Origin of the sequence: Chryseobacterium paridis (assembly GCF_016595215.1) — a bacterium.
Lineage (GTDB): Bacteria > Bacteroidota > Bacteroidia > Flavobacteriales > Weeksellaceae > Chryseobacterium > Chryseobacterium paridis.
In genome coordinates this window covers 537,139-558,701 of the sequence record NZ_JAENHK010000010.1, presented here as the reverse complement: position 1 = coordinate 558,701, position 21,563 = coordinate 537,139, and the positions used below count along the sequence as shown (strand labels likewise).

At 34.8% G+C, this 21,563-nt stretch carries 23 protein-coding genes and 1 tRNA gene; 2 read left to right on the top strand and 22 right to left on the bottom strand.

The window, feature by feature from the left end; all coding sequences use genetic code 11:
* Positions 1-78: 78 nt before the first annotated feature.
* The 8 genes from JHL15_RS12000 to JHL15_RS11965 all read right to left on the bottom strand — a co-directional run bounded on the left by JHL15_RS12000 (position 79) and on the right by JHL15_RS11965 (position 6,449).
* Entirely contained in the window at positions 79-1,176 is a 1,098-nt protein-coding gene (locus JHL15_RS12000) for a glycosyltransferase family 4 protein (protein WP_200245988.1), read from the bottom strand.
* The gene (locus JHL15_RS11995; protein WP_200245986.1) at positions 1,173-1,949 is read right to left on the bottom strand and encodes a polysaccharide deacetylase family protein; all 777 of its coding nucleotides are present in this window, start codon (positions 1,947-1,949) and stop codon (positions 1,173-1,175) included. The genes JHL15_RS12000 and JHL15_RS11995 overlap by 4 nt, the downstream gene beginning before the upstream one ends.
* Positions 1,950-2,879, bottom strand: coding sequence for a glycosyltransferase family 2 protein (locus tag JHL15_RS11990; protein ID WP_200245984.1), 930 nt, complete (start codon positions 2,877-2,879; stop codon positions 1,950-1,952).
* A 4-nt stretch (positions 2,880-2,883) separates the two neighbouring features.
* Positions 2,884-4,059, bottom strand: a complete 1,176-nt coding sequence (locus tag JHL15_RS11985; protein WP_200249136.1) for a glycosyltransferase family 87 protein — start codon at positions 4,057-4,059, stop codon at positions 2,884-2,886.
* Positions 4,060-4,080: 21 nt separating this feature from the next.
* Entirely contained in the window at positions 4,081-4,893 is an 813-nt protein-coding gene (locus JHL15_RS11980) for a 2,3,4,5-tetrahydropyridine-2,6-dicarboxylate N-succinyltransferase (RefSeq protein WP_200245983.1), read from the bottom strand.
* Positions 4,894-5,066: 173 nt separating this feature from the next.
* On the bottom strand, positions 5,067-5,429 hold the full coding sequence (locus JHL15_RS11975) for a DUF2255 family protein (protein ID WP_200245982.1): 363 nt from the start codon (positions 5,427-5,429) through the stop codon (positions 5,067-5,069).
* Between the two features lie 108 nt (positions 5,430-5,537).
* On the bottom strand, positions 5,538-5,864 hold the full coding sequence (locus tag JHL15_RS11970; RefSeq protein ID WP_200245981.1) for a LytR/AlgR family response regulator transcription factor: 327 nt from the start codon (positions 5,862-5,864) through the stop codon (positions 5,538-5,540).
* A 15-nt stretch (positions 5,865-5,879) separates the two neighbouring features.
* The gene (locus JHL15_RS11965; RefSeq protein ID WP_200245980.1) at positions 5,880-6,449 is read right to left on the bottom strand and encodes a C40 family peptidase; all 570 of its coding nucleotides are present in this window, start codon (positions 6,447-6,449) and stop codon (positions 5,880-5,882) included.
* 153 nt (positions 6,450-6,602) lie between these two features.
* On the opposite strand from JHL15_RS11965, the gene JHL15_RS11960 reads away from it, so the two are divergent.
* Entirely contained in the window at positions 6,603-7,253 is a 651-nt protein-coding gene (locus JHL15_RS11960) for a hypothetical protein (protein WP_200245979.1), read from the top strand.
* Positions 7,254-7,327: 74 nt separating this feature from the next.
* On the opposite strand, the gene JHL15_RS11955 is transcribed toward JHL15_RS11960, so the two are convergent.
* From JHL15_RS11955 to amaB, 12 genes are all read right to left on the bottom strand, one after another.
* Entirely contained in the window at positions 7,328-7,702 is a 375-nt protein-coding gene (locus JHL15_RS11955; protein ID WP_200245978.1) for a hypothetical protein, read from the bottom strand.
* A 25-nt stretch (positions 7,703-7,727) separates the two neighbouring features.
* Positions 7,728-7,801, bottom strand: a tRNA-Ala gene (locus tag JHL15_RS11950).
* 563 nt (positions 7,802-8,364) lie between these two features.
* Positions 8,365-8,844, bottom strand: a complete 480-nt coding sequence (locus JHL15_RS11945; RefSeq protein WP_200245977.1) for a MarR family winged helix-turn-helix transcriptional regulator — start codon at positions 8,842-8,844, stop codon at positions 8,365-8,367.
* A complete protein-coding gene (locus JHL15_RS11940) occupies positions 8,841-9,338 on the bottom strand; it encodes a GNAT family N-acetyltransferase (protein WP_200245975.1) in 498 nt (165 codons plus the stop codon). Before JHL15_RS11940 ends, JHL15_RS11945 begins: the two co-directional genes overlap by 4 nt.
* A gap of 144 nt (positions 9,339-9,482) precedes the next feature.
* Positions 9,483-10,898: a TolC family protein gene (locus JHL15_RS11935; RefSeq protein ID WP_200245973.1), complete on the bottom strand. Its 1,416-nt coding sequence runs from the start codon at positions 10,896-10,898 to the stop codon at positions 9,483-9,485.
* A gap of 95 nt (positions 10,899-10,993) precedes the next feature.
* Positions 10,994-14,140 (bottom strand): efflux RND transporter permease subunit, encoded by a 3,147-nt coding sequence (locus JHL15_RS11930; protein WP_200245971.1) that lies wholly within the window; start codon positions 14,138-14,140, stop codon positions 10,994-10,996.
* Positions 14,140-15,324: an efflux RND transporter periplasmic adaptor subunit gene (locus JHL15_RS11925; RefSeq protein ID WP_200245969.1), complete on the bottom strand. Its 1,185-nt coding sequence runs from the start codon at positions 15,322-15,324 to the stop codon at positions 14,140-14,142. The genes JHL15_RS11930 and JHL15_RS11925 overlap by 1 nt, the downstream gene beginning before the upstream one ends.
* Position 15,325: 1 nt before the next feature.
* Positions 15,326-15,781: a transcriptional regulator gene (locus JHL15_RS11920; RefSeq protein ID WP_200245967.1), complete on the bottom strand. Its 456-nt coding sequence runs from the start codon at positions 15,779-15,781 to the stop codon at positions 15,326-15,328.
* A gap of 116 nt (positions 15,782-15,897) precedes the next feature.
* Positions 15,898-16,410 carry a GNAT family N-acetyltransferase gene (locus tag JHL15_RS11915; RefSeq protein ID WP_200245965.1) on the bottom strand — a complete coding sequence of 171 codons (513 nt, stop codon included), beginning with the start codon at positions 16,408-16,410 and terminating at the stop codon, positions 15,898-15,900.
* Between the two features lie 155 nt (positions 16,411-16,565).
* On the bottom strand, positions 16,566-16,796 hold the full coding sequence (locus tag JHL15_RS11910) for a DUF2007 domain-containing protein (protein ID WP_089026244.1): 231 nt from the start codon (positions 16,794-16,796) through the stop codon (positions 16,566-16,568).
* Between the two features lie 63 nt (positions 16,797-16,859).
* Positions 16,860-18,185 (bottom strand): L-lysine 6-transaminase, encoded by a 1,326-nt coding sequence (gene lat / locus JHL15_RS11905; protein ID WP_200245963.1) that lies wholly within the window; start codon positions 18,183-18,185, stop codon positions 16,860-16,862.
* 106 nt (positions 18,186-18,291) lie between these two features.
* The gene (gene amaB, locus JHL15_RS11900; RefSeq protein WP_200245962.1) at positions 18,292-19,842 is read right to left on the bottom strand and encodes an L-piperidine-6-carboxylate dehydrogenase; all 1,551 of its coding nucleotides are present in this window, start codon (positions 19,840-19,842) and stop codon (positions 18,292-18,294) included.
* 134 nt (positions 19,843-19,976) lie between these two features.
* Between amaB and JHL15_RS11895 the strand changes: the two genes are divergently transcribed.
* Positions 19,977-20,171: a hypothetical protein gene (locus JHL15_RS11895; RefSeq protein ID WP_200249234.1), complete on the top strand. Its 195-nt coding sequence runs from the start codon at positions 19,977-19,979 to the stop codon at positions 20,169-20,171.
* A 227-nt stretch (positions 20,172-20,398) separates the two neighbouring features.
* Here JHL15_RS11895 and JHL15_RS11890 read toward each other — a convergent pair whose 3' ends face one another.
* Complete coding sequence (locus JHL15_RS11890) at positions 20,399-20,593, bottom strand: Arc family DNA binding domain-containing protein (RefSeq protein WP_200245960.1); 195 nt, start codon at positions 20,591-20,593, stop codon at positions 20,399-20,401.
* A gap of 68 nt (positions 20,594-20,661) precedes the next feature.
* Positions 20,662-21,528, bottom strand: a complete 867-nt coding sequence (locus JHL15_RS11885) for an SPFH domain-containing protein (RefSeq protein WP_200245959.1) — start codon at positions 21,526-21,528, stop codon at positions 20,662-20,664.
* Between the last annotated feature and the right edge of the window lie 35 nt (positions 21,529-21,563).

Sequence of the window (21,563 nt, the reverse complement as noted above, 5' to 3'; positions counted from 1 at the left end):
TAGTGTTAAAAAATTCGGTTTCATGTTTGAAAATTGTGGTACAAATGTAGGACTTATTTTTAAATAACAAAGTTTTTTTTATAAAATTTCCTGATATAAATTCATCAGCTCTCCTGCAATCGGCTCATCATTAAATTTTTGAACAAACTCGAAACTCTTATCAGCACGGCGTTTTCTTTCAGATTCGTTGTCCCAGAGAAATTGTATTTTCGATTGAATATCTAAATGACTTTCCGGATTGATGTAAACCGAATCTTTTCCTCCTGCCTCAGGTAAGCTGCTTGTATTACTTGTAATGGTTACAATCTTTGAAAAAAGGGCTTCTATAATTGGGATTCCAAAGCCTTCAAACAAGCTTGGATAGATGAAAATATCAGCTAGTTTGTAGATGACAGCCAGTTCATCCATAGAGACTCCTTCCAGGAAATGAATCTGCTTTTCAAGGTTATTTTTCTTAATGAAAGCTTCTACTTTTTTGTAATATCCTGTTTTTCGTCCGACCACAACCAAAGGGATTCCAGTTCCGCTCACTGCTTTCACGACATTCAGAAGATTCTTACGTTCTTCAATGGTACCAACATTGAGAATAAACCTTTCAGGAAGTGTAAATTTATCTTTAGTAGCCTGGATCAGTCCTTCGGATTGTTGTTCTTTAAAAGCCTTATGACATCCCTGATAAATGACTTTTATTTTATGTTCCGGTACTTTTAAATACGTGATAATATCGCTCTTGGTTTGCTCCGAAATTGCTATGATCTTATCCGCATTTCTGGCTGCTTTTTTGAATTTCCATAAATGAATTTTCCTATCAAAAAATGAGTAATACTGAGGGTACCTTACAAAGATCAGATCATGAATTGTTACGATTTTTTTTATCGGTTTCTTATCCCATTTCAGAGGTAATTCTCCCGACAATCCATGGAAAATATCAGCATTATTCTTTTGTGCATCCTTTCCCATTTTAAATTGACGTGACATACTTCCTTTTGACGTTTCAACAAAATGAACGTTAGGATTCTCCATAATATCTGCTCCTCTGTCAGATTTATTTTTATTGAGCAACAAATACTCATTATCGGGATAATATTGAGAAAGAATTTTTATCAGATCTCTTGAGTAATTCCCCAACCCTGATGTATTGTGAAAAAAACGTTTGGCGTCAAAAGCAATCTTCATGATTCTATCTTTTTTTGAAATTCCTGGAACGTTCCAAAGCTATACTTTTTATTTTTAAGCCAGCCTATGAATTCATCAAATCTTTCTACCATATCTTTCCCTGATCTTTTCACAGTAAATCCAGGAAGTTTGAATGCTTCATCCTTAATCTCAGCAAATTCCCAGGGATGAAAATAGACATTCAGATAATTATCTTTTTTAAGACTGTCTGAAGCCAGTTTCTTATAGAATGATAAAGGAAAATTGTGAAAGCTTAACCAGAATAAAGGTATTCTGAAATTAGGTGAAACCGATGCCGGAATCTGGGTCACATTTCCTTCTTTAAAATAGGTTCTTGACACTTTCAGATTATTATATCTTCCCGGCAAAAAAGTAGGATTGATAGAAGAATTATAAGAATAGCCTGCTTTTTCAACAGCAGTTTCATTCACTGGCATCATTCTGGGCATTCTTAATCCGGTAACTTTTGTGGAAAACAACTCTTCCAGTCTTTCTCTAGATTCTTTTAAATGTTTTTCTTCAAATTCAGAATGAAACCAGGTATGAGAAGCCAGCTCATGCCCTTCTTTTAAAAGTCTTTCAATTAAATGCTTACTGTTTTCTGCAAAAATAACTGTCGAAAAAAAAGTAGCTTTTACCTGATGTTTTTTCAGAAGATCCAAAATCCTCTCCAGTCCGGTTTGTGAAATCGAAATCTGCCTGTCAAAGGGAATTTCTCCTTTATACTCTAATGGCATATCAAATTCCTCAATATCAAAACTTAATAAAACCATTTATAAATTTTTATTTTTAATAATGTAATTCGGTCTCTCTTTAACCTGTTTAAAGATTTTACCTAAATAGATCCCAATAATCCCCAGGATAATCAATTGTAAACCACCAAAAAATACAATGGTCATGATTAACGACGCCCAACCAGAAATCTCTGTATGAGAAACGAAAGAATGAACGACGTAGATCCCATATCCTATAACAGAAATTGCAGAGAATAAGAATCCCAGATAAGCAGCTAAATACAATGGCTTCACACTGAAAGCCGTAATTCCTGTAAATGCAAAAGTAACCATCTTTTTGAGGTTATAACTGCTTTTACCAGCTATCCTTTCGTTAGCTGTAAAGTCAATAGCCGTCTGCTTGAAGCCCATCCAGCTTGTAAGACCTCTTAAAAACAAATCATCTTCATTAAACTGTCTCATTACTTCTACAGCACCTGCGTCTAAAAGTCTGAAATCAGAACCACCCCCTTTTGTCAGGTTTACATCTGAAAGGCTGGATAATATTTTATAGAAAAAATCAGAAGTTTTTCTTTTGAAGAAAGAAATTTCTTTTGGATAGGTTCTGACGGTTAATACAACGTCATACCCTTCTTCCCATTTTTTAATCATTTTCGGAATGAGTTCCGGTGGATGCTGAAGATCTCCATCCATAGAAATGACTGCATTTCCATGAGCCTGATCCATACCAGCTTTTACTGCAGGCTGATGTCCGAAATTTCTTGAAAATTCTATAAATTTCACTTCATCATATTGCTCCGCCAGCTCTTCAAGTTTTTGTTGTGTACTGTCCCTGCTTCCATCATTTACAAATATAATTTCAAAATCATAGTTATTTAATCCAGAAAAAACTTCCTTGATCTTTTGATGGATCATTGCCACATTTTCTTCTTCGTTATAGGCAGGAATTACAATAGAAATTTTTTTCATAAGATTATTTCAGGCTATAATTCTTTTCAAAATCTTTAGTTAAAAGCTCATAAACCACTCTCAACCAAACGACGATACAAGGTACTGCTTTTAATGAATATTTAATGATATAATCATTTTTTACAGACTTTGGAAACAAATCAGAAGTTGAAAAACAAGTGAAAATAATTACAAAAACCAACAAACCAATAATGAATGGTGTTCTCTCTTTTTGAAGGAAAAACCAGATCATTACCCCTACTACAGCAATAATATAGGTTGGAGATTCTGAACTTGAACTGAATAGTACAAGAAACAATAATGTAGAAGCCAGAATCATCAACTGAAAAGCATAATTTTTATATTGTTTTATCCTTACATACGGCAACGCAAATAAAGGTAAACCAAAAGCAAGAAATACCAGATTAGAAATCGAAGCATCACCAAGAATTCTTCTCACAAAGCCCATTAATGAAATATCCTGCATATTTCCCAATACCTGATTTTCATTATTCTTTTCTATAATAGAATGAAACCAGTCTGCATAACTCTGTAAGACAAATTGAGGAGTCGAATAGATCATAGGAATGACAAGAAATAAAGCCGCGATTGCTATTCCTGAAAGAATGAACTTCATTTTATTCTTGATAAAGAAAAATTGGGTAAGCCCAACGATACCATATATTTTCACAAAAACACCAATTAGTATCGCAGTCGCTGACTGTACTTCTTTTCTTTCATAAATATATACTGCTGACAGTATTAAAAGGCCTGTTAGAGCCACATTAAACTGTAAACTTAAAGCTGCTGTAATATACTCCTGAAGACACAGCAATCCAAAAATCGCTTTTTTAGAATCTGAAAATGGTAATTTATAAATAGCAAATACAAAAATAAATGTATTGATCAGATTCCAGAGAGAAATCCCTAGCCAGTCCGGCATGACCGCAAAAGGAGCGATCAGTAAGCTAAAAAAAACTCCATAATGATTCAAATCAAAATAGAGATCGGGATAATGGATAAATAAATTTTTCTGATGTATCGTATTAAAAAATACATTTTTAAAAATCAAATAGTTATTGATAGCATAATCACCTCTGAGGTATTTGGAAATCGCTGTAACTACTGATATAATAAGATAAACCCCAAATATATATTTAGGGTTTAATATAAATTTTAAAACTTTTTCTTTCAAAATTATTTGTATTAGGTAGGTTAAGGCTTAAACAGCTACGTTGTTTTCCCTTAAAGCATCGTTAAGAGAAGTCTTCTTATCTGTAGATTCCTTTCTTGTACCAATGATCAATGCACATGGAACCTGGTACTCTCCAGCAGGATACTGCTTGGTATAGCTTCCTGGAATCACTACTGAACGTGCAGGTACTCTTCCTTTGATTTCGATAGGCTGATCTCCTGTAACATCAATAATTTTAGTTGAAGCTGTTAATACTACATTTGCTCCCAATACCGCTTCCTTCTCTACATGCACTCCTTCTACTACGATACATCTTGATCCGATGAAACAATCATCTTCAATAATTACCGGTGCAGCTTGTAAAGGCTCTAAAACACCACCAATACCAACACCACCACTTAAGTGAACATTTTTACCAATCTGTGCACAACTTCCTACAGTTGCCCACGTATCTACCATTGTTCCTGAATCTACATACGCTCCGATATTAACGTATGAAGGCATCAAAATTACCCCTGAAGCAATAAAAGAACCTTCTCTGGCAACAGCATGAGGTACAACTCTTACTCCTTTTTCAGCATAATTTCTCTTTAAAGGCATTTTATCATGAAATTCAAATGGACCCACTTCAATAGTTTCCATTTTCTGAATTGGGAAATACATTACTACCGCTTTCTTCACCCATTCATTTACCTGCCATCCGTTTTCTGTAGGTTCAGCAACACGAAGCTCTCCGGAATCTAATAAAGAAATAACCTCTCTTATTGCCTTTTGGCTATCTTCATTTTGTAATAGATCTCTATTATCCCAGATGTTCTCAATAGTTTGTTGTAACGACATGCTTCTAATTTAAATTATTTTTTTCTAGTATAAATAACGACCCGTTGGTGCGTTATTTCCGGCGATAAAAGTACAAAAGTTTGTTGTAGTATACAAGTTCAGAGCAATGACAAATAGTAAGAAATTAACAATATCAATCATTTTATACAATCTCGGATCGGACTGATATTTTTCTATTCACAAATAATAAATTCCATCGTTTTATCAATATGCTTTTGTTCGGTTATTGGCTTTGCATATTGTTTGGTGCTGTATTTTGTTAAATAAGCCTGATTGATAGAAAAAGTAAGATCGTTGAGATCAGGTGGAATACAAGCCTTGATGCTGAATATCTGATCTCCGCATTTTATTTGTCCACAAGAGTCTTTTAAAAAGGTATTATACCAGCTTTTTTCAGCAAAGCCCCAGGAACGGGCAAAAATTCTATCATTTACAACCACCATCCAGATATCTAAAAAGGTGTCCCGTTGTAAACCTGCTTTTATTCCAGTAATTTCATTTTCATTCACATACTGGATAGCCATTTGTTTATTCATTTTGTTATGATTTTTCACAAAACTAGCCTGAATAGAAATACGAAAAAATTTAATTATTTAGTTGGCCACGAATCATATTTCGTTGAACGATATATCTATGTGGATGGATTATAGCATCATTGTGTGCAAGGTATTTGTAAAACATTCCCGGTAGCTTTTCGCTACAGTGATCTTTAAATCTTTACAAATGATTTGATTATTTTCGAAAGATTCAATATTGGTTAGGTTCACAATATATGAATTATGAATACGCATAAATTCATCAGGTAAACTTTCAATTAAATCTTTGAGCGTTTTATAGTAAATGTATCGTTTTTGATCACGGGTATAAATTTCGACATAGTTACCAAGCCCTTTTATGACCATAATATCATCAAAGAAAAGCTTAATCAGTTTTTTATCGGTTTTGATAAAGGCAAATGTCTTATTTCCCATGTGTACTGTTAATCATTACAAGACCCTACGTGCATGCAGGTAAGCTTTATTCCAGTATTTTTCATTTAAAGAAGAAATCATTACTCCTTTTGAGGTTGAAGCATGAATAAATTTAATTTCTCCATCGTTGCCAATGTCATGTACGATACCTACGTGAGACACTCTACTTCCACCAGCTGTAGCAAAGAACAGCAGGTCGCCCGGCTTTACATCAGTAATGTCTATTTCTTTCCCGGCACCCGCCTGATCAGAAGATCTTCTCGGCAGTCTCTGATCATTCTCTTCAAATACTTTTACGGTAAAGCCTGAACAGTCAAAACCAGAAGAGGTGTTTCCTCCGAATTTATAAGGTGTACCGATGTATTTTTCAGCATCTTTTAAAACACTATTGATTGAGCCAGATACCTTGCCATTAAAATTAGAATCCAGGCGTCTCAGATTTTCAGATTTAGCTACTGTTTTTGTTGTATTCTTTTTGGAGGAAACACTTTTACTGCTTCCACACGAAATCACAAATGAAGTTGCAATCAGTAAAGCAGCCAGCTGCTTTATTCTCATTTTTCCAATAAATAATCCTGCTTTCATATCTATCTGATTTTTACCAATGTATGTAATTATCCACAAATATACATTTTATATTTTAATTATATATATTCTATACTACAACTATATTATAAACTTATGTTAAAATTTTGTATTTAATTAATTATCATTATATTTGGATCTAATTTCATTCAAATGGCCACATATGAAAGCTTAATTAAAATAACCGGCTCTGTGGGAGATTTGGTTTTTTACACCCTGAACGGAAAGAATATCGTTCGGAAAAAAAGTGGATTCAATAAAACTGCTTTCAAAAAAAGTCCTACTTATGAAAAAGTAAGACAAAACAGTTCTGAATTCGGGCATTGTTCTAAAGTGGGCAAAATAATCCGTCTTGCTCTTGATCCTTACATAAAAGCAGCTGAGGATCCTCTCCTCTACCAAAGCTTTGCGAAGCTGATGACAGAAATAAAGGATCTCGATCTTACTTCAGAAAAAGGTAAGCGTACCATACGAAATGGAATTTCAGGAGAAACAGGAAAAGGTTTACTTAGAAAGTTTCAATTTGGTAAGCTTCCTAATCTGGAAAATGAAGCTCTTATATCATTTGATCTTTGGGAAAACAATCTAAAATTAGACAGAACCCTTGAAGCTGACGAAGTTATTATACTGAGTATAAAAGTAGATGTTGAATCCTACTTGACAGAAAAGTTTGAAGAAGTTATTTCATTAGAACAACAAACAGAGATCATTAGGTTTGAAAAGCATTTTTCCGATGATGATCTTATTCTTTATTGCGTTGTGATTAAAAATAATGGACAAGTTTCAAAGATGGGATTTGTTTGATCTGAAATAAATGGTTCTAAAATAAAAAAAGGCGACCCTGTTAGGTCGCCTTTCAATATTGTGAATATTAATTATCATTTTTTATCCTTTTCTCCAGACCATGATCCAGATCTTGTAGGAGTAGGAACTTCGTTAGTCCAGCTTCCGCTTCCTTTTTTATCTGTATCGAAATTCCCTCTGAACTCACCATCGGCTGGTAGACCTAATGAAGCGTTCAATTCCCCTGAATCACTAAGATGACCGTCTATCTTATAATTTTCATTATTAACATCAGAGTGCATTGTTCCCTTGACGGTTCCGTCACTTGCCACTACTACATTCCAAACTCCTTTATCACTTCCAGCATAAGTTCCGGACCAGGTTCCAATATAATCATAGATTGTGTCATCGTCCGAGCTACATCCTATGAATGTAAAAGCAGCTAATAAAAGAAAGAAAAATTTCTTCATAGTTTTAATAGTTTACAGGTATTTGTGGAGAATACGGGGATCGAACCCGTCACCTTTAGACTGCCAGTCTAACGCTCTAGCCAGATGAGCTAATTCCCCATGTCTACTCCCATTTTTTCGAAGCGCTACAAAAGTAAGTATTTATCACACATATACAAATAGTTTGTTAACTTTTATTTAATAAGATTCGCAATTAACTGGATAATAGTCATAAATTTTATGAATTTTAAGATGATAAACAATCCAAATTGTATTTTTTTTACCGCCATCGTATTTTGAATGATGCTGGTACTAACAAAAAATCTCCGATAGATACCGGAGATTTAATCTTAAATAATATATAAAAATTGATGTGGTGTATTGCTTTTATATAATTGATTTTAAGGAAAACCTCAATATCTATCGTATTTAAAGCATAATTTGCAGTTGCGGTTTTGTTATCTGCAAATACTATACCCTATGCATCTTTAATTTTAATTTAATTTTAAGTTTTTTTTCAACTCATGCAGTATCAACAGGTTAATTTTATTCTTTTTCTGTTTTAGAATATAAGATAAAGTCCGTTTCTAAAAACAGGAAGGTGTATTATAGAAAAATCCCACCATCTGCGGGATTTCTGAGATATAACACTATCAAATCTTATTTAAAAAATATAAGCAAGATTATTTTGCATTTTTCAATTGGAGTGCACGTTGAAAAAATGATTGATTGGCAATTTTTTCTTCTGCTTCGTCGATAGCCTTCAGGAGATGATTTTGATTATCTGCAATCTCTCCCAGTACTGTTGCAATCAACTCCCAAACTGGTTTCATTTTTTCTATCAGTTCAAGGCCTTTAGGAGCAAGCTCTATCAAACGTTTTCTTTCATCCAGCTTATCTTTCCTGGAAATGATCATTTTCTGTTTTTCAAGCTCTTTTAATAGGCTTATAGTAGATGGATGGGTATATCCTATTTCATTTGCTATTTCTACAACGCTAAGTATTTGCTTATGATGCAGCGTAAAAATGACAGGAAACCATTTAGGCTCAAAGTCGATATCGAAAGCTTTATAGATTAATGCGCCATCCTTACGCAGTTGCTCACTTAGTCTTTGCAATCTCGTGGATATAGCAAGAATACCCGATTCGTTGATAACATTCATACAGCTTGATTTAAGTTTAAAATATAGAATACATTATCAGCACTCATTAACGGAAATTTAGGAGGCAACTTATCTTTCTCAATTTTTTGAAAATGATTCCGCTCATAGAAACGCATTGCTGCATTCAGAACAGAAACTGTACCCAACATAATTTCATCAATTCCATTCTCATGACAATAAGAAATCAGAATTTCTAATAGTTTCTGAGCGATCTGATGTTCTTTTCCTCTGAACTCCTTTTTGACAAACATTTTTCTAATGGCTGCTGCTTTTTCATCAAATTTAACCAATGCAATGGTTCCTACCAATTCACCATCAATGAAAGCACCCCAAAAGTTTCCTCCTCCTTCCCTATAGAAACTTTCAATTCTTAAAAGATCTGGCTGGTCTTCAATGGTGATGGGAATATTAAATTCTTTTTGCTGGATATTCAGAATCAAATCTATGACTTGTTCGGAATATATATTGCCTATGGGTTGAATTTCTAATATCATACATTTTATTTAATGTACAAAACTACGTAGTTAACTACATATATACAAATATATTTAATCAATTACCAATTAATATTCTATCAATGGAAACAAAAAAGCGCATGTAATTAATACATGCGCCTAATTTTTTAAAACTTAGTAACACTATTTCCAGCCCCCTCCTAGTGCCTGATATAAATCTACACTAGCCTTCATCTTATTGTACTGAGCGTTTGAAATGTTCAATTCAGCATTTAATGAATTGACACTTGCATTTAATACTTCAAGATAATTGGCCATACCGTAGTTTACCAATTCCTGGGAAAAGTCAACAGATTTTTTATAAGCATCTAATTCTTTTCTCTTTAAATCAATAAAAGAATCCTGAACACTATATACACGGATCGCATCTGAGACTTCTTTACCTGCTGTAAGTACCGTTTTTCTAAAGTTTAAATAAGCAGTTTCCTGGTTCGCCAGACTTACGTCGTAATTTGTTTTGATCGTTCTTTTATTTAAGATCGGCTGAGCCAATCCTGTAACAACATTCGCAAACAATGAATTAACACTAAATAAGTGATCAATATCTACCGATTGAACACCACCTGTTCCTGTTAGTTTTAAGGTAGGATAAAACTGAGCTTTTGCAGAGTTAGTCAGTTCAAAAGCATTCATTAGGTTGTATTCAGCACGCATTACGTCTGGACGATTAGCGAGTAACTGAGCAGGATATCCTAACTTTATATCGTTTGGAAGATTTTGATTTTCCAATGTTGATCTTTCAATAGCGTGTGAAGGCTCACCCATTAACAAACTCATTGTATTTTCAAGAGATTGAATCTGGGTATCAATGTCAATAAGCAATGATTTGGCATTAAAAACAAGTGCCTCACTTTGCTGAACAGCTACTTCTGTAACCGTTCCGGCTACTTTCAGGGCCTTTGTTGTTTCTAAATTCTTTTCACGTACATCGATTGTTTCCTGAATAATTCTTTTCTGTGAATCAAATGTCAGCAACTGATAATAAGCAGAAGCTACAGAAGCAACCAGGCTGCTCTTTACTGCTTTATGAGCAGCAACTGTTCCTAAATAGGTAGCTAACTGAGCCTTTTCCTGAGCTTTCAATTTACCCCAGATATCAGCTTCCCAGCCAATAGTTGCGGTAATATCAAATTGATTTACATAACGTCTTTCTCCGATGATCTGACCAAACTGTGTATTAATAGACTGCGTCTGAAACGTATAGTTAGGCCCAATGGATACTGTCGGTTCATATGCTGCTTTACTTTGCTTTAAATACGCTTCAGCTGATGCAATACTCTGCAAAGCAATTCTGATATCTAAATTATTTTCTAAAGCTTTTGAAATATGCCCTTGTAATATTGGGTCCGTAAAAATTTCTTTCCAGGAAATATTGGCAATACTTGCACTATCCTTAGGAAGCATATCCGTACGGAAAAGCTTTTCGTCAACAACGTTCTTCGGTCTTTCATAATCCTTTCTTGCCATACAAGATGAAATGGCAGCCAGTATGAAAACTGAAAAACTGATTCCTTTTATGATGTTTAATAAACTTTTCATTTTAAAATTGGAAGTTAGAAATTAGAGGTTAGAAGCTAGATTCAGGATTTTAAATTAATTTCCTAATCTAACCCCTAACTCTTTAATTTTTATTTTTATTCAGCTAAATTGATGTCTTCTCTTTTAATAGGCTTGATCTTTTCTTGCAATGTTTCGAAGATCACATACAAAACAGGAATTACGATAAGTCCTAATATTGTCCCTATCAATAACCCGATTGCAGCACCGGTTGCAATAGATCTGTTACCTACGGCTCCAATTCCACTTGCAAGCACCAATGGTAATAGACCAAAGATAAAGGCAAACGATGTCATAAGAATTGGTCTTAATCTCGCCTTGGCAGCATTGATTGCAGACATTACAATGGTTTCGCCGTGGTGTCTTCTCTGAACGGCAAATTCAACAATCAGGATGGCGTTTTTCGCCAACAACCCGACCAACATGATCAAAGCAATCTGGAAATAGATATTGTTTTCCAAGCCCATGATCTTTTGTCCGAAATAAGCTCCCATTACCCCTAACGGAAGTGAGATTACAACAATTAACGGAAGAATATAACTTTCGTATTGTGCAGAAAGGATAAAGTAAACGAAGATCAAACTTAACCCGAAAATCAATAAGGTTTGAGATCCTGAGTTTAATTCTTCTCTTGTTAATCCGGTAAACTCGACATCATAATTCTGATTCAATGTTTCTTTTGCTACCTGCTGTACCGCAGTAATAGCATCCCCGGAACTATATCCCTGAGAGTTACCCCCTGTAATTTTCACCGATGTAAATAGGTTATAACGGCTTACAGACTGTGGTCCGTATGCTTTATCCAATGTCACAAACTGTGAAATAGGAGACATTACTCCTGAACCTGTTTTTACATACAGATCGTTTAGGTTATCGATGTTCTTTCTGTTTTCAGGAAGAGCCTGAACCATTACTCTAAACTGCTTTCCATATTTCGTAAAGTCAGCCGTATAAATACCTCCGATATATCCTTGCATTGTACTAAGGATATCACTTACGGAAACTCCTAATTGCTTAGCCAATGGAACATTAATTTCCATCTGGTATTGAGGGTATTTTGTATTGAACGAGGTCTGTGCAAATTCAATTTCAGGTCTTTCTACAAGCTTACCGATGAATTCATTTGTTTTATCATCAAGCGCTGTATATTCACCACCGGACTTATCAAGTAACACCATCTCAAACCCAGCACTGTTACCAAAACCTGGTACACTTGGTGGCTGGAAGAATACTACTTTGGCATCTGGCACTTTCCCTGAAATTCCAAATAACTTTTTCGTAATATCTTCAGATGTTAAATTATCTTTTTTCCTTTCGTCGAAAGGTTTCAATTTAATAAAGGCAAGACCATTGTTACTTCCGTTTCCAGACAAGAAACCTCTACCTGTAGAGATTGTAACATTCTGTACTCCCGGAATTTTCATTGCATTAGCCTGTAAGGTTTTCAATGCATTGTAGGTTCTTTCCATAGAAGATCCCGGAGGAAGCTGTACATCAGTAAAGATAATCCCACGGTCTTCAGTAGGAACGAATCCTTTTTTCATCGTTGAGCTTGCCCAGAATAAAATTCCTCCTGTAACGGCAAAGATGATCAGGGTAACCCATTTATGTCTTAATAAGAAAACAAATCCTCTACCGTAGCGTTCAGTGGTTGTTCTAAACGCAATATTGAATTTATAGAAGAACTTCTGAAGAATATTCATGTTCTTATATTCCTGATGATGCTCAGAATGAGGCTTAAGGAATAATGAACATAAAACAGGACTTAACGTTAATGCATTAACCGCAGAAATGATAATCGCCACAATAAGTGTAATACCAAACTGTTGGTAGAATACCCCTGTAGGACCTGTAATAAAAGTTACCGGAATAAATACAGATGCCATTACCAATGTAATTGAAATAATTGCTCCCGTAATCTCATCCATAGCTTCTACCGTAGCCTTTTTAGCATCGAAAATACCATGTTCCATCTTGGCGTGAACGGCCTCGACGACGACAATGGCATCATCCACAACAATACCGATAGCAAGTACTAATGCGAATAAGGTCAAAAGGTTGAGTGAATATCCAAATAAATTCAGGAAGAAGAATGCTCCTACGATGGATACCGGAACCGCAATGGCCGGGATCAAAGTAGATCTGAAATCCTGTAAGAAAATATACACCACAATAAATACCAAAATAAATGCTTCAATTAAGGTATGAACAACCTTATCAATAGACGCATCTAGGAATTCATTCGTGTCAAAGTTGAAAGTATATTTTATCCCTTTAGGAAAACTTCCTTCTGACGCCTTTAAATAGGCTTTAATATTTTTAATAATATCCTGAGCATTAGAACCTGGTGTCTGAAAGAATCCCATACTGATGGAAGGGTTATTTCCGTTCTCCCCGATCCCTGTATACGATTGTCCTGCTAGTTCAACTTTAGCAACATCTTTCAACATCAAATTTTGTCCGTCTTTCAGAGATTTGATAATGATGTTATCATATTGAGATTTCTCGTTGAATTTACCTACATATTTAATGATGTATTCAAAAGAGCTACCACTGTTTTGTCCTATAGACCCAGCTGCTGCTTCTCTACTCTGCTCATTAATTGCTCCGGTAACATCATCCGGTGTTACTCCATATGCTGCCATTTTCGCAGGATCCAACCATACTCTCATCGAGTAGTTTTTCCCACCAAAAACCTGAGCATCCCCAACACCATTAATCCTTTTAATGTTAGGAATAATGTTAATATTCAGGAAGTTTTGAAGATATACATCATCAAGATCCTTATTTTCAGAATAGAAAGACATATACATCAAAGCACTGGTCTGCTGTTTCTGAGTAACCACCCCTGAACGGGTTACTTCACTTGGAAGCAATGGCGTTGCTCTTGTTACACGGTTCTGTACGTTTACTGCTGCAATATCAGGATCGATTCCTTGTTTAAAGAAAACCTGAATATTCGCAGATCCATCGTTTCCGGCAGAAGAAGTGATATAATCCATTCCTTCTACCCCGTTAATCTGTTCCTCCAAAGGAACTACCACACTTTTCATCACCGTCTCCGCATTGGCTCCCGTATAGTTTGCTGTAACGCTTACAGTAGGAGGTGCGATGTCCGGGTATTGGGTAACAGGCAATGAAATAAGGCCTAAAACACCAAGTATAACAATTAATATTGATATAACAGTGGATAAAACCGGTCTGTTAATAAAGTTTTTTATCATTAGAATTTCGGTTTTATAGATTGAACCAGGCTATCCATTTTTATAGGTTTTGGCTTTACAGGAGTCCCGGATTTCAATCCACCGATACCTGCTGCCACAATAGTCTCTCCTTTATTTATTCCTGATTTTAATAACGCCATGTTATCAATTCTGTCAATTACATTTACTACTACGTTTTTAGCAGTATCCTTTTCAACTTTATATACGTAAACAATTCCTTGTTGCTCGTAAGTTGCACTTTCTGGAACGACTAACACATTATCATATGCTTTTGGCAATCTTATCGTTCCACTGTTCCCGTTGCTTAATAATTTTTGGGCATTTGAAAATGCTACTCTGAACTGGATTGTTCCTGTAGTAGGATCAATTTGTCCTGTGATCGCCTCGATCTTCCCTTTTTCAGGATAAAGGCTTCCATTAGCCAATTGTAAATCAACCATTGGAAGATTTTTAATTTTCTCTGGCATAGTAGCTCCTACTGATTTCTCTAAAAAGTTGAAATACTCTTTTTCATTCATTGAAAAATAAGCAAATACCTGAGAAGTATCTGAAATTGTTGTTAATGGATTCTGATCAGTTGGTCCTACCAAACTTCCCACTTTTAAAGGAAGTTTTCCAACAACCCCAGAAATAGGAGCACGGATAATAGAATATTCAATGTTTGCTTCTACTCCTTTGTAATTAGCTGTTGCCTGATGTTTTGAGGCAATAGCCTGTTGTAACTGAGCCTGAGCCTGAGATAGATTAGCCTGCGCCGTTTGAAGTTGAACATTACTGATGATATTCTTTGCTACAAGAGGCTTCAGTTTGTTCACTTCTACCTGTGCGGCATTTACCGAAGCTTGTGCTGCTGCAATCGTAGATTCTGCAGCACCGATTCCTGCTTTTGCTGCGGCCGCATTTTCCGTTAGTATATTTGTTTCCAGACGGAATAAAGGTTGCCCTTTTGTCACATATTGTCCTTCATCTACTAAAAGCTGAGTAATATAACCTTGAATCTTAGCTCTTACATCATTATTCACTCTACCCTGGATACTGGCTGGAAATGTTTGATATCCAATGATATTTTTTTGTTCTACCGAAATCACCGGATAAGGCTTTGCATCATCCTGTTTCGGAGCTTCTTTTTTGCAAGCTGTTAATGAAAACGCTGCAACAGAAAGTATGATTAGTTTATTTGTCATTTTATAGTTTATTAATTGATTCCTGAATATTTGAAATATTTTTATTTAGTAGCGCCTTATAAATGGTAAGTTTTTCATTGTAGTCTTCATCTTTTACTTTTCTAAAATTGTTTAAATCATCTAATAATTTGAGTTCATCCTGTAATCTTTGAACTATTTTTTCAAATCTTATTTTCATATGCTCATCATTGATAAAAAAATACCTTTTCCGCTCATCCATCTTATTATGATCAATAATAAGCTGTGAGTTTAATAACAATGAAATGCTGGTGGAAACGGAACTTTTACTGGCAGAAAGTACTTCTACAAATTCGTCAAAAGTAATTCCTACTTTTTCAAAATCAAAAATGAGATAAGCATATATTTTTGAAGCTAATGGAGGTATATTCAGGGATGTACCATAAAATTTTACGGCATCCTGAAAAATTTTTTCATCAACTTCTATACTTTTATGCATAATATACAAATTTGAGCAAAAGTATAAATTAGTTCAGAACTAAACGAACAACCCCAATAGAGTTTATAAATATATAGCGTTTTAAAAATTCAATGAAAAAGGATTTAACTTTTTACTCAAATTATAATCTTCTCAAATGCTTTTCTTACACCGCCTGCTAAAACAACTTCACCACAATAGGAATACCCCTGTTTTTCAAGAATTTTTAGCATGGCAATATTATCATAATTAGTGTCTACTTTTACACTTTGCACTCCCTGAGATTTTGTATATTCTTCAATATAATCAAATAGCTTTTTTACTAAACCCTGTCCGGCGAAATCTTCAGAAACAGCTACCCGATGTACTACAACGAATTCACCATCACTTAACCACGCACCTTCAATAGTACTGTAAGCAGGCTCATCATTGAATATTAAAGCGACATATACTGCAACAGCTTCATCGATGGTAAGAACAAAACCAAAACCTTTGGCAATATCACTTTCTACGGTATCAGCATTAGGATATCCATTCTGCCATTGTGTACTTCCATCTGCTTTTCTTCGTTCAATCGCCTGTTGAATAATTTCCCAGATTATATTTCTGTCTTTAACTTCGGCCTGTCTGAACTTAATTTGCTGCGTCATATGTCTTTAATTATTGAAAAGAATTAAAAGATGGAAAATTAAGACTATTTTAAATCTTTTATATTTCTGTAGCATTAAATTTAAATAAAAAAACCGAAAACTAATTAAATTAATTTTCGGTTTGAAGTAGTAAAATTTAAAATTATGAAATTGTTTTATTGGTTTGCACTTTGTTGTATAAAAGTGTCAATAATTTCGAATGCTTTTTTCTCATCCTCTAAATCTACCATAACTTTTAACGATGTTGCCGTTGGCGTTGTTGTAAAAGTGAGGTAATTATTTTCAACCGTATTTGTGATTTGGGCGTCATCTAATTTAGACTTGATCAACTGAATTTCTGAAGGATTATCACTTTCAAAAACTGATACTCGCGTACTTCTTTCCATATTTTATCCTTTTTTGAATATCTAAATATAGTAAGATTTTTCCTAAATCACAAATCCGCGGTTTTAAATTTTGTTAATATTATTTTCAATTTTGTCCAAAGCCAATTGAATTTCTTCTCTTGAAACATTCAAATGTGGTCTAAAACGAACCGATTGGTCTCCACATGATAAAATGATCAAGCCATCTTTGAAAAGCTCATTGATTAATTGATTTCTTTGTTCTCCTGAAGGCAGGTCTATTGCACACATTAATCCTCTTCCTCTTGCATTGGAGATTTTCTCAGGGTATTTTTGAGCTAAGTCCTGTAAACCTTCTAATAGATACTCACCGACCAGTTTCGCATTTTCAACAAGGTTTTCTTTTTCAATCACTTCCATTACCAATTGGAAACGAAGCATATCAATAAAGTTTCCTCCGAACGTAGAATTAATCCTTGAACTCTCTCTGAAAACGTTATTAGGGATCTGATCAAACTTTTCTTTGTTAGCTAAAACTCCACATACCTGTGCTTTTTTACCAAAAGAAATGATATCAGGCTTTGCAGTGAAATGTTGGAAAGCCCACATTTCTCCGGTGATTCCAATACCAGTTTGTACTTCGTCAAAAATCAATAAAATCTCTTGCTCATCACAAATTCTTCTTAGCTCAACAAGAAACTCATCTCTGAAATGATTATCTCCACCTTCAGCCTGAATAGGCTCAATAATGATACAAGCCACTTTATCAGGATTTGCCATGATAGCTTCTCCGATGTGTACTAATGCAAGTTGTTCGTTTTTAATAGTTTCTGCTAAATTCTCTTCTGTAATTGGGAAAGATAATTTCGGATTAAGAATTCTTGGCCAATCAAACATTGGGAAATACTGATATTTTCTAGGATCAGAAGTATTGGTTAAGCTTAAAGTATAACCACTTCTTCCATGGAATGCTTGTCTGAAGTGAATGCAAATTCCAGCTTCTGTATGAAGTCCTTTTTCGAAGTTTTTACGGGTTTTCCAGTCGAAGCATGCTTTCATCGCATTTTCAACCCCTAAAGTTCCGCCCTCAATAAAAAAGGCATATTGTAATTCTTCAGGAATAACTACTCTTTCAAAAACTTCTAAAAAGTGAGCGTACTCTTCAGAATAAACGTCAGCAAGAGTCGGCTTGTTAACTGCCATTTTCCCTAACCATTCTGATTTGCTAACGATATAAGGGTGGTTGTATCCTACCGATGCAGATGCAAACATAGAAAACATATCCAGATACTCTTTTTCAGTAAGTTTGTCATATAACCATGATCCATGAGATCTTTCGATATCCATTACGAAATCAAAACCATCCGCAAGAACGTGTTTCCCTACTGTCTCTTTAACTTTATTTGCTTTTATATCAATTGTTTGTTCCATAATATTTTTGATGTGATTTAAAAATTGAATGATTAAAAGGTATAAGCATTCATGGGTATTAATTTTTAAATTCTTAAATCTTTAAATGATTTAAATGTTTTTTTTGTTAAATATCAAATTTAATTCCTTGTGCCAAAGGTAGGCTCGTAGTGTAATTGATGGTATTTGTTTGTCTTCTCATATAGTATTTCCAAACATCAGAACCTGATTCTCTACCACCTCCTGTTTCTTTTTCACCACCGAAAGCTCCACCGATCTCAGCACCTGAAGTACCAATATTTACGTTAGCAATTCCACAGTCTGATCCTGCATGAGAAAGGAATAATTCTGCTTCTCTTAAGTTCTGAGTCATAATTGCAGAAGATAATCCTTGAGGAACATCGTTTTGGATAGCAATTGCTTCGTCAAGCGTTTTATATTTTATTAAATATAAGATAGGGGCAAAAGTTTCGTGCTGTACAATTTCGTATGAGTTTTTAACTTCTGCGATACATGGTTTTACATAACATCCGGATTCATAATCTTTACCGCTTAGAACTCCTCCTTCCACAATGAATTTACCTCCTTCTTTCTTACACTTTTTGATAGACTCTTCATATTGTGTAACAGCACCCGTGTCAATTAGTGGTCCTACATGATTATTTTCATCTAAAGGATTTCCGATCTTCAATTGTCCATAAGCTTTTACCAATCTGTTTTTCACTTCGTCGTAAACGCTTTCGTGAATGATCAGTCTTCTCGTTGAAGTACATCTTTGTCCTGCTGTTCCTACAGCTCCAAATACAGCTCCGATAATTGACATATCAAGATCAGCATCTTTAGAGATAATGATTGCATTATTTCCTCCCAATTCAAGGATCGACTTACCGAATCTTTCAGCTACTTTAGAAGAAACCATTCTTCCTACTCTTGTAGAACCTGTGAAAGAGATTAATGAAACACGTTTATCTTCGACTAATTTTTGTCCGATCTCATGATCTGAAACCAATACACTAGAAATTCCTTCAGAAAGTTTATTTTCTTTTAAAACTTCTGCTAAGATATTTTGACATGCGATCGCACAGAAAGGTGTTTTCTCTGAAGGCTTCCAGATCGTTACATTTCCACAGATCCATGAAAGTGCCGTGTTCCAAGCCCAAACAGCTACCGGAAAGTTAAATGCAGTAATGATTCCAACAATCCCTAGCGGGTGATATTGTTCATACATTCTGTGACCTGGTCTTTCTGAATGCATCGTATATCCGTGAAGCTGTCTGGATAGACCAACTGCGAAATCGCAGATATCAATCATTTCCTGAACTTCACCAAGACCTTCTTGTAAGGATTTTCCCATTTCATAAGAAACAAGTTTTCCTAAATCATCTTTATATTCTCTTAATTTAAGACCTAACTGTCTTACGATTTCCCCTCTTTTAGGAGCCGGGATCAACCTAAATTCCTGAAACGCCTTTTGAGCGGATTGAATTACCTTTTCATAATCGGCTTCATTGGAAGTCTTTATTTTTGCTATGAGCTTTCCATCTACAGGAGAGTAACTTTCTATTGTCTTTCCTGCTGCAAAGTATTTTCCTCCTACAGAAGTTCCTTTGTTGTCCTCTTTAATACCTAGATTTTTAAGGGATTTCTCGATACCGAAATCCTTGACTTTTTTAGACATAAAATATTCCTTTTCGTTTTCTCTAAAGATAAAAATATTATGCGAAACGCAAAATTTTAATTTTCAATACCTTTTTTATTTGGACTAATTATAAACATGGTTATCTTTGTAGAATCAATATTTTAATTTCAGAAATGGAAAATAATAAACCAATAAACGAACCTGCAAAAGAAAATACTTCAAAATGGAGACAATGGGTGAAGCGTTTTGGAATTGGAGGGATCATATTTTTTACCGTAAAAGGTATTATTACTTCCACTCTCATCTATTTTCTTGGAAAAAACTTCTGGAGTATTATTAGCAATTACGTAACAGCTCTATTCGATTAAAACAGAGCTGATTATTTAAAATAAAAAGAAAGCAGAGAAATTGTCTCTGCTTTCTTTTCTTTGTAAGATTCATAGGTTATTTTTGTTAATCGCAAAGGCGTAATTACAAAAAACGCATTGTCTTTAAGGTACGAGAAAATCAAAAATTTTCAACTTTCAATTTTCAACTTTCCATTACTACCTATTCAGCAATTTTGTGATTCTGCCTTTTAGCCTTTCACTATAAATTATTCTTTTTTCTTCCTTCCCGACTCCACAAGGCTCTGATGAAGCAAATACTCAATTTGTCCATTTACACTTCTGAACTCATCATTCGCCCATTTTTCAAGAAGTTTGTAAGTAGATTCTTCGATCCTTATCACAAAGGACTTTTTGCCTTTTGGGGTACTTTCGGAAGAATTTTGAGATTTTTGAGGTTTCATTTTTTATTTTTAGAAATTTCAGACTGAAACCTAATCAGGTTTTCAAGCCTTCCTATTAATTAAGGATTTTAATTATATAATGTTCCTGCATTTAAGATGGGAGTTGCCGCTTTTTCGCCACAAAGCACGACCATCAGATTACTCACCATCGCTGCTTTTCTTTCATCATCCAATTCAACGATGTTTTCCTCAGACAATTTTTTTAATGCCAGATCAACCATTCCTACGGCACCTTCTACAATTTTGGTTCTTGCAGCGACAATGGCAGTAGCCTGTTGTCTCTGAAGCATAGCACCTGCAATTTCAGAAGCGTAAGCCAGGTGTGATATTCTTGCTTCCTGAATTACTATTCCAGCTTTTGAAAGACGGTCAGTTAATTCCTGTTCCAGGATCGAATTGATCTTATCACCACCTTCTCTTAAAGTAATCGGAGCATGATCATCTTCCAGATTATCATAAGGGAAACTCATGGCTAAATGACGTACAGCTGCCTCACTTTGCATTCTCACAAAATCAGAATAGCGCTCTACATCGAAAGCAGCTCTATAGGTATCTCCTACTTTCCACACAATCACCACCGCAATTTCGATGGGATTACCCATTTTGTCATTTACTTTCAAGGTCTGCCCCTGCAAGTTTTCAGAACGAAGTGATATTTTTTGTGATGAATATAAAGGGTTGATAAAGAATAATCCGTTATCTTTTACTGTTCCCACATATTTTCCGAAGAAATTCAACACTCTTGAATGATTAGGCTGAATGATCATTAATCCTTTGAGAAAGAAACAAGAGGCAAGAAAGCATAACATGGCTAAAACAACATAGGTAATACTCTGGTCTACTCCGCTTATAAAAAAATAAACAGCAGCTGCAAACAACACAAGACAAATAACGAGTGTTATGTAGCCGGACATAGGTTTTAAGATTTTTTCCATACAGATATAAGTTTTAAATTGATATTATTTTGATA

Excerpts from the sequence above, each read along its gene's own strand:
- JHL15_RS11940 (WP_200245975.1), bottom strand. The coding sequence starts at position 9,338 with ATGATATTAGAAATTCAACCCATAGGCAATATATATTCCGAACAAGTC.
- JHL15_RS11930 (WP_200245971.1), bottom strand. The coding sequence starts at position 14,140 with ATGATAAAAAACTTTATTAACAGACCGGTTTTATCCACTGTTATATCA.
- JHL15_RS11895 (WP_200249234.1), top strand. The coding sequence starts at position 19,977 with ATGGAAAATAATAAACCAATAAACGAACCTGCAAAAGAAAATACTTCA.
- JHL15_RS11955 (WP_200245978.1), bottom strand. The coding sequence starts at position 7,702 with ATGAAGAAATTTTTCTTTCTTTTATTAGCTGCTTTTACATTCATAGGA.
- amaB (WP_200245962.1), bottom strand. The coding sequence starts at position 19,842 with ATGTCTAAAAAAGTCAAGGATTTCGGTATCGAGAAATCCCTTAAAAAT.
- JHL15_RS11960 (WP_200245979.1), top strand. The coding sequence starts at position 6,603 with ATGGCCACATATGAAAGCTTAATTAAAATAACCGGCTCTGTGGGAGAT.
- JHL15_RS11925 (WP_200245969.1), bottom strand. The coding sequence starts at position 15,324 with ATGACAAATAAACTAATCATACTTTCTGTTGCAGCGTTTTCATTAACA.
- JHL15_RS11970 (WP_200245981.1), bottom strand. The coding sequence starts at position 5,864 with ATGGGAAATAAGACATTTGCCTTTATCAAAACCGATAAAAAACTGATT.
- JHL15_RS11920 (WP_200245967.1), bottom strand. The coding sequence starts at position 15,781 with ATGCATAAAAGTATAGAAGTTGATGAAAAAATTTTTCAGGATGCCGTA.
- lat (WP_200245963.1), bottom strand. The coding sequence starts at position 18,185 with ATGGAACAAACAATTGATATAAAAGCAAATAAAGTTAAAGAGACAGTA.
- JHL15_RS11915 (WP_200245965.1), bottom strand. The coding sequence starts at position 16,410 with ATGACGCAGCAAATTAAGTTCAGACAGGCCGAAGTTAAAGACAGAAAT.
- JHL15_RS12000 (WP_200245988.1), bottom strand. The coding sequence starts at position 1,176 with ATGAAGATTGCTTTTGACGCCAAACGTTTTTTTCACAATACATCAGGG.
- JHL15_RS11935 (WP_200245973.1), bottom strand. The coding sequence starts at position 10,898 with ATGAAAAGTTTATTAAACATCATAAAAGGAATCAGTTTTTCAGTTTTC.
- JHL15_RS11965 (WP_200245980.1), bottom strand. The coding sequence starts at position 6,449 with ATGAAAGCAGGATTATTTATTGGAAAAATGAGAATAAAGCAGCTGGCT.
- JHL15_RS11945 (WP_200245977.1), bottom strand. The coding sequence starts at position 8,844 with ATGAATGTTATCAACGAATCGGGTATTCTTGCTATATCCACGAGATTG.
- JHL15_RS11885 (WP_200245959.1), bottom strand. The coding sequence starts at position 21,528 with ATGGAAAAAATCTTAAAACCTATGTCCGGCTACATAACACTCGTTATT.
- JHL15_RS11995 (WP_200245986.1), bottom strand. The coding sequence starts at position 1,949 with ATGGTTTTATTAAGTTTTGATATTGAGGAATTTGATATGCCATTAGAG.
- JHL15_RS11890 (WP_200245960.1), bottom strand. The coding sequence starts at position 20,593 with ATGAAACCTCAAAAATCTCAAAATTCTTCCGAAAGTACCCCAAAAGGC.
- JHL15_RS11980 (WP_200245983.1), bottom strand. The coding sequence starts at position 4,893 with ATGTCGTTACAACAAACTATTGAGAACATCTGGGATAATAGAGATCTA.
- JHL15_RS11990 (WP_200245984.1), bottom strand. The coding sequence starts at position 2,879 with ATGAAAAAAATTTCTATTGTAATTCCTGCCTATAACGAAGAAGAAAAT.
- JHL15_RS11975 (WP_200245982.1), bottom strand. The coding sequence starts at position 5,429 with ATGAATAAACAAATGGCTATCCAGTATGTGAATGAAAATGAAATTACT.
- JHL15_RS11910 (WP_089026244.1), bottom strand. The coding sequence starts at position 16,796 with ATGGAAAGAAGTACGCGAGTATCAGTTTTTGAAAGTGATAATCCTTCA.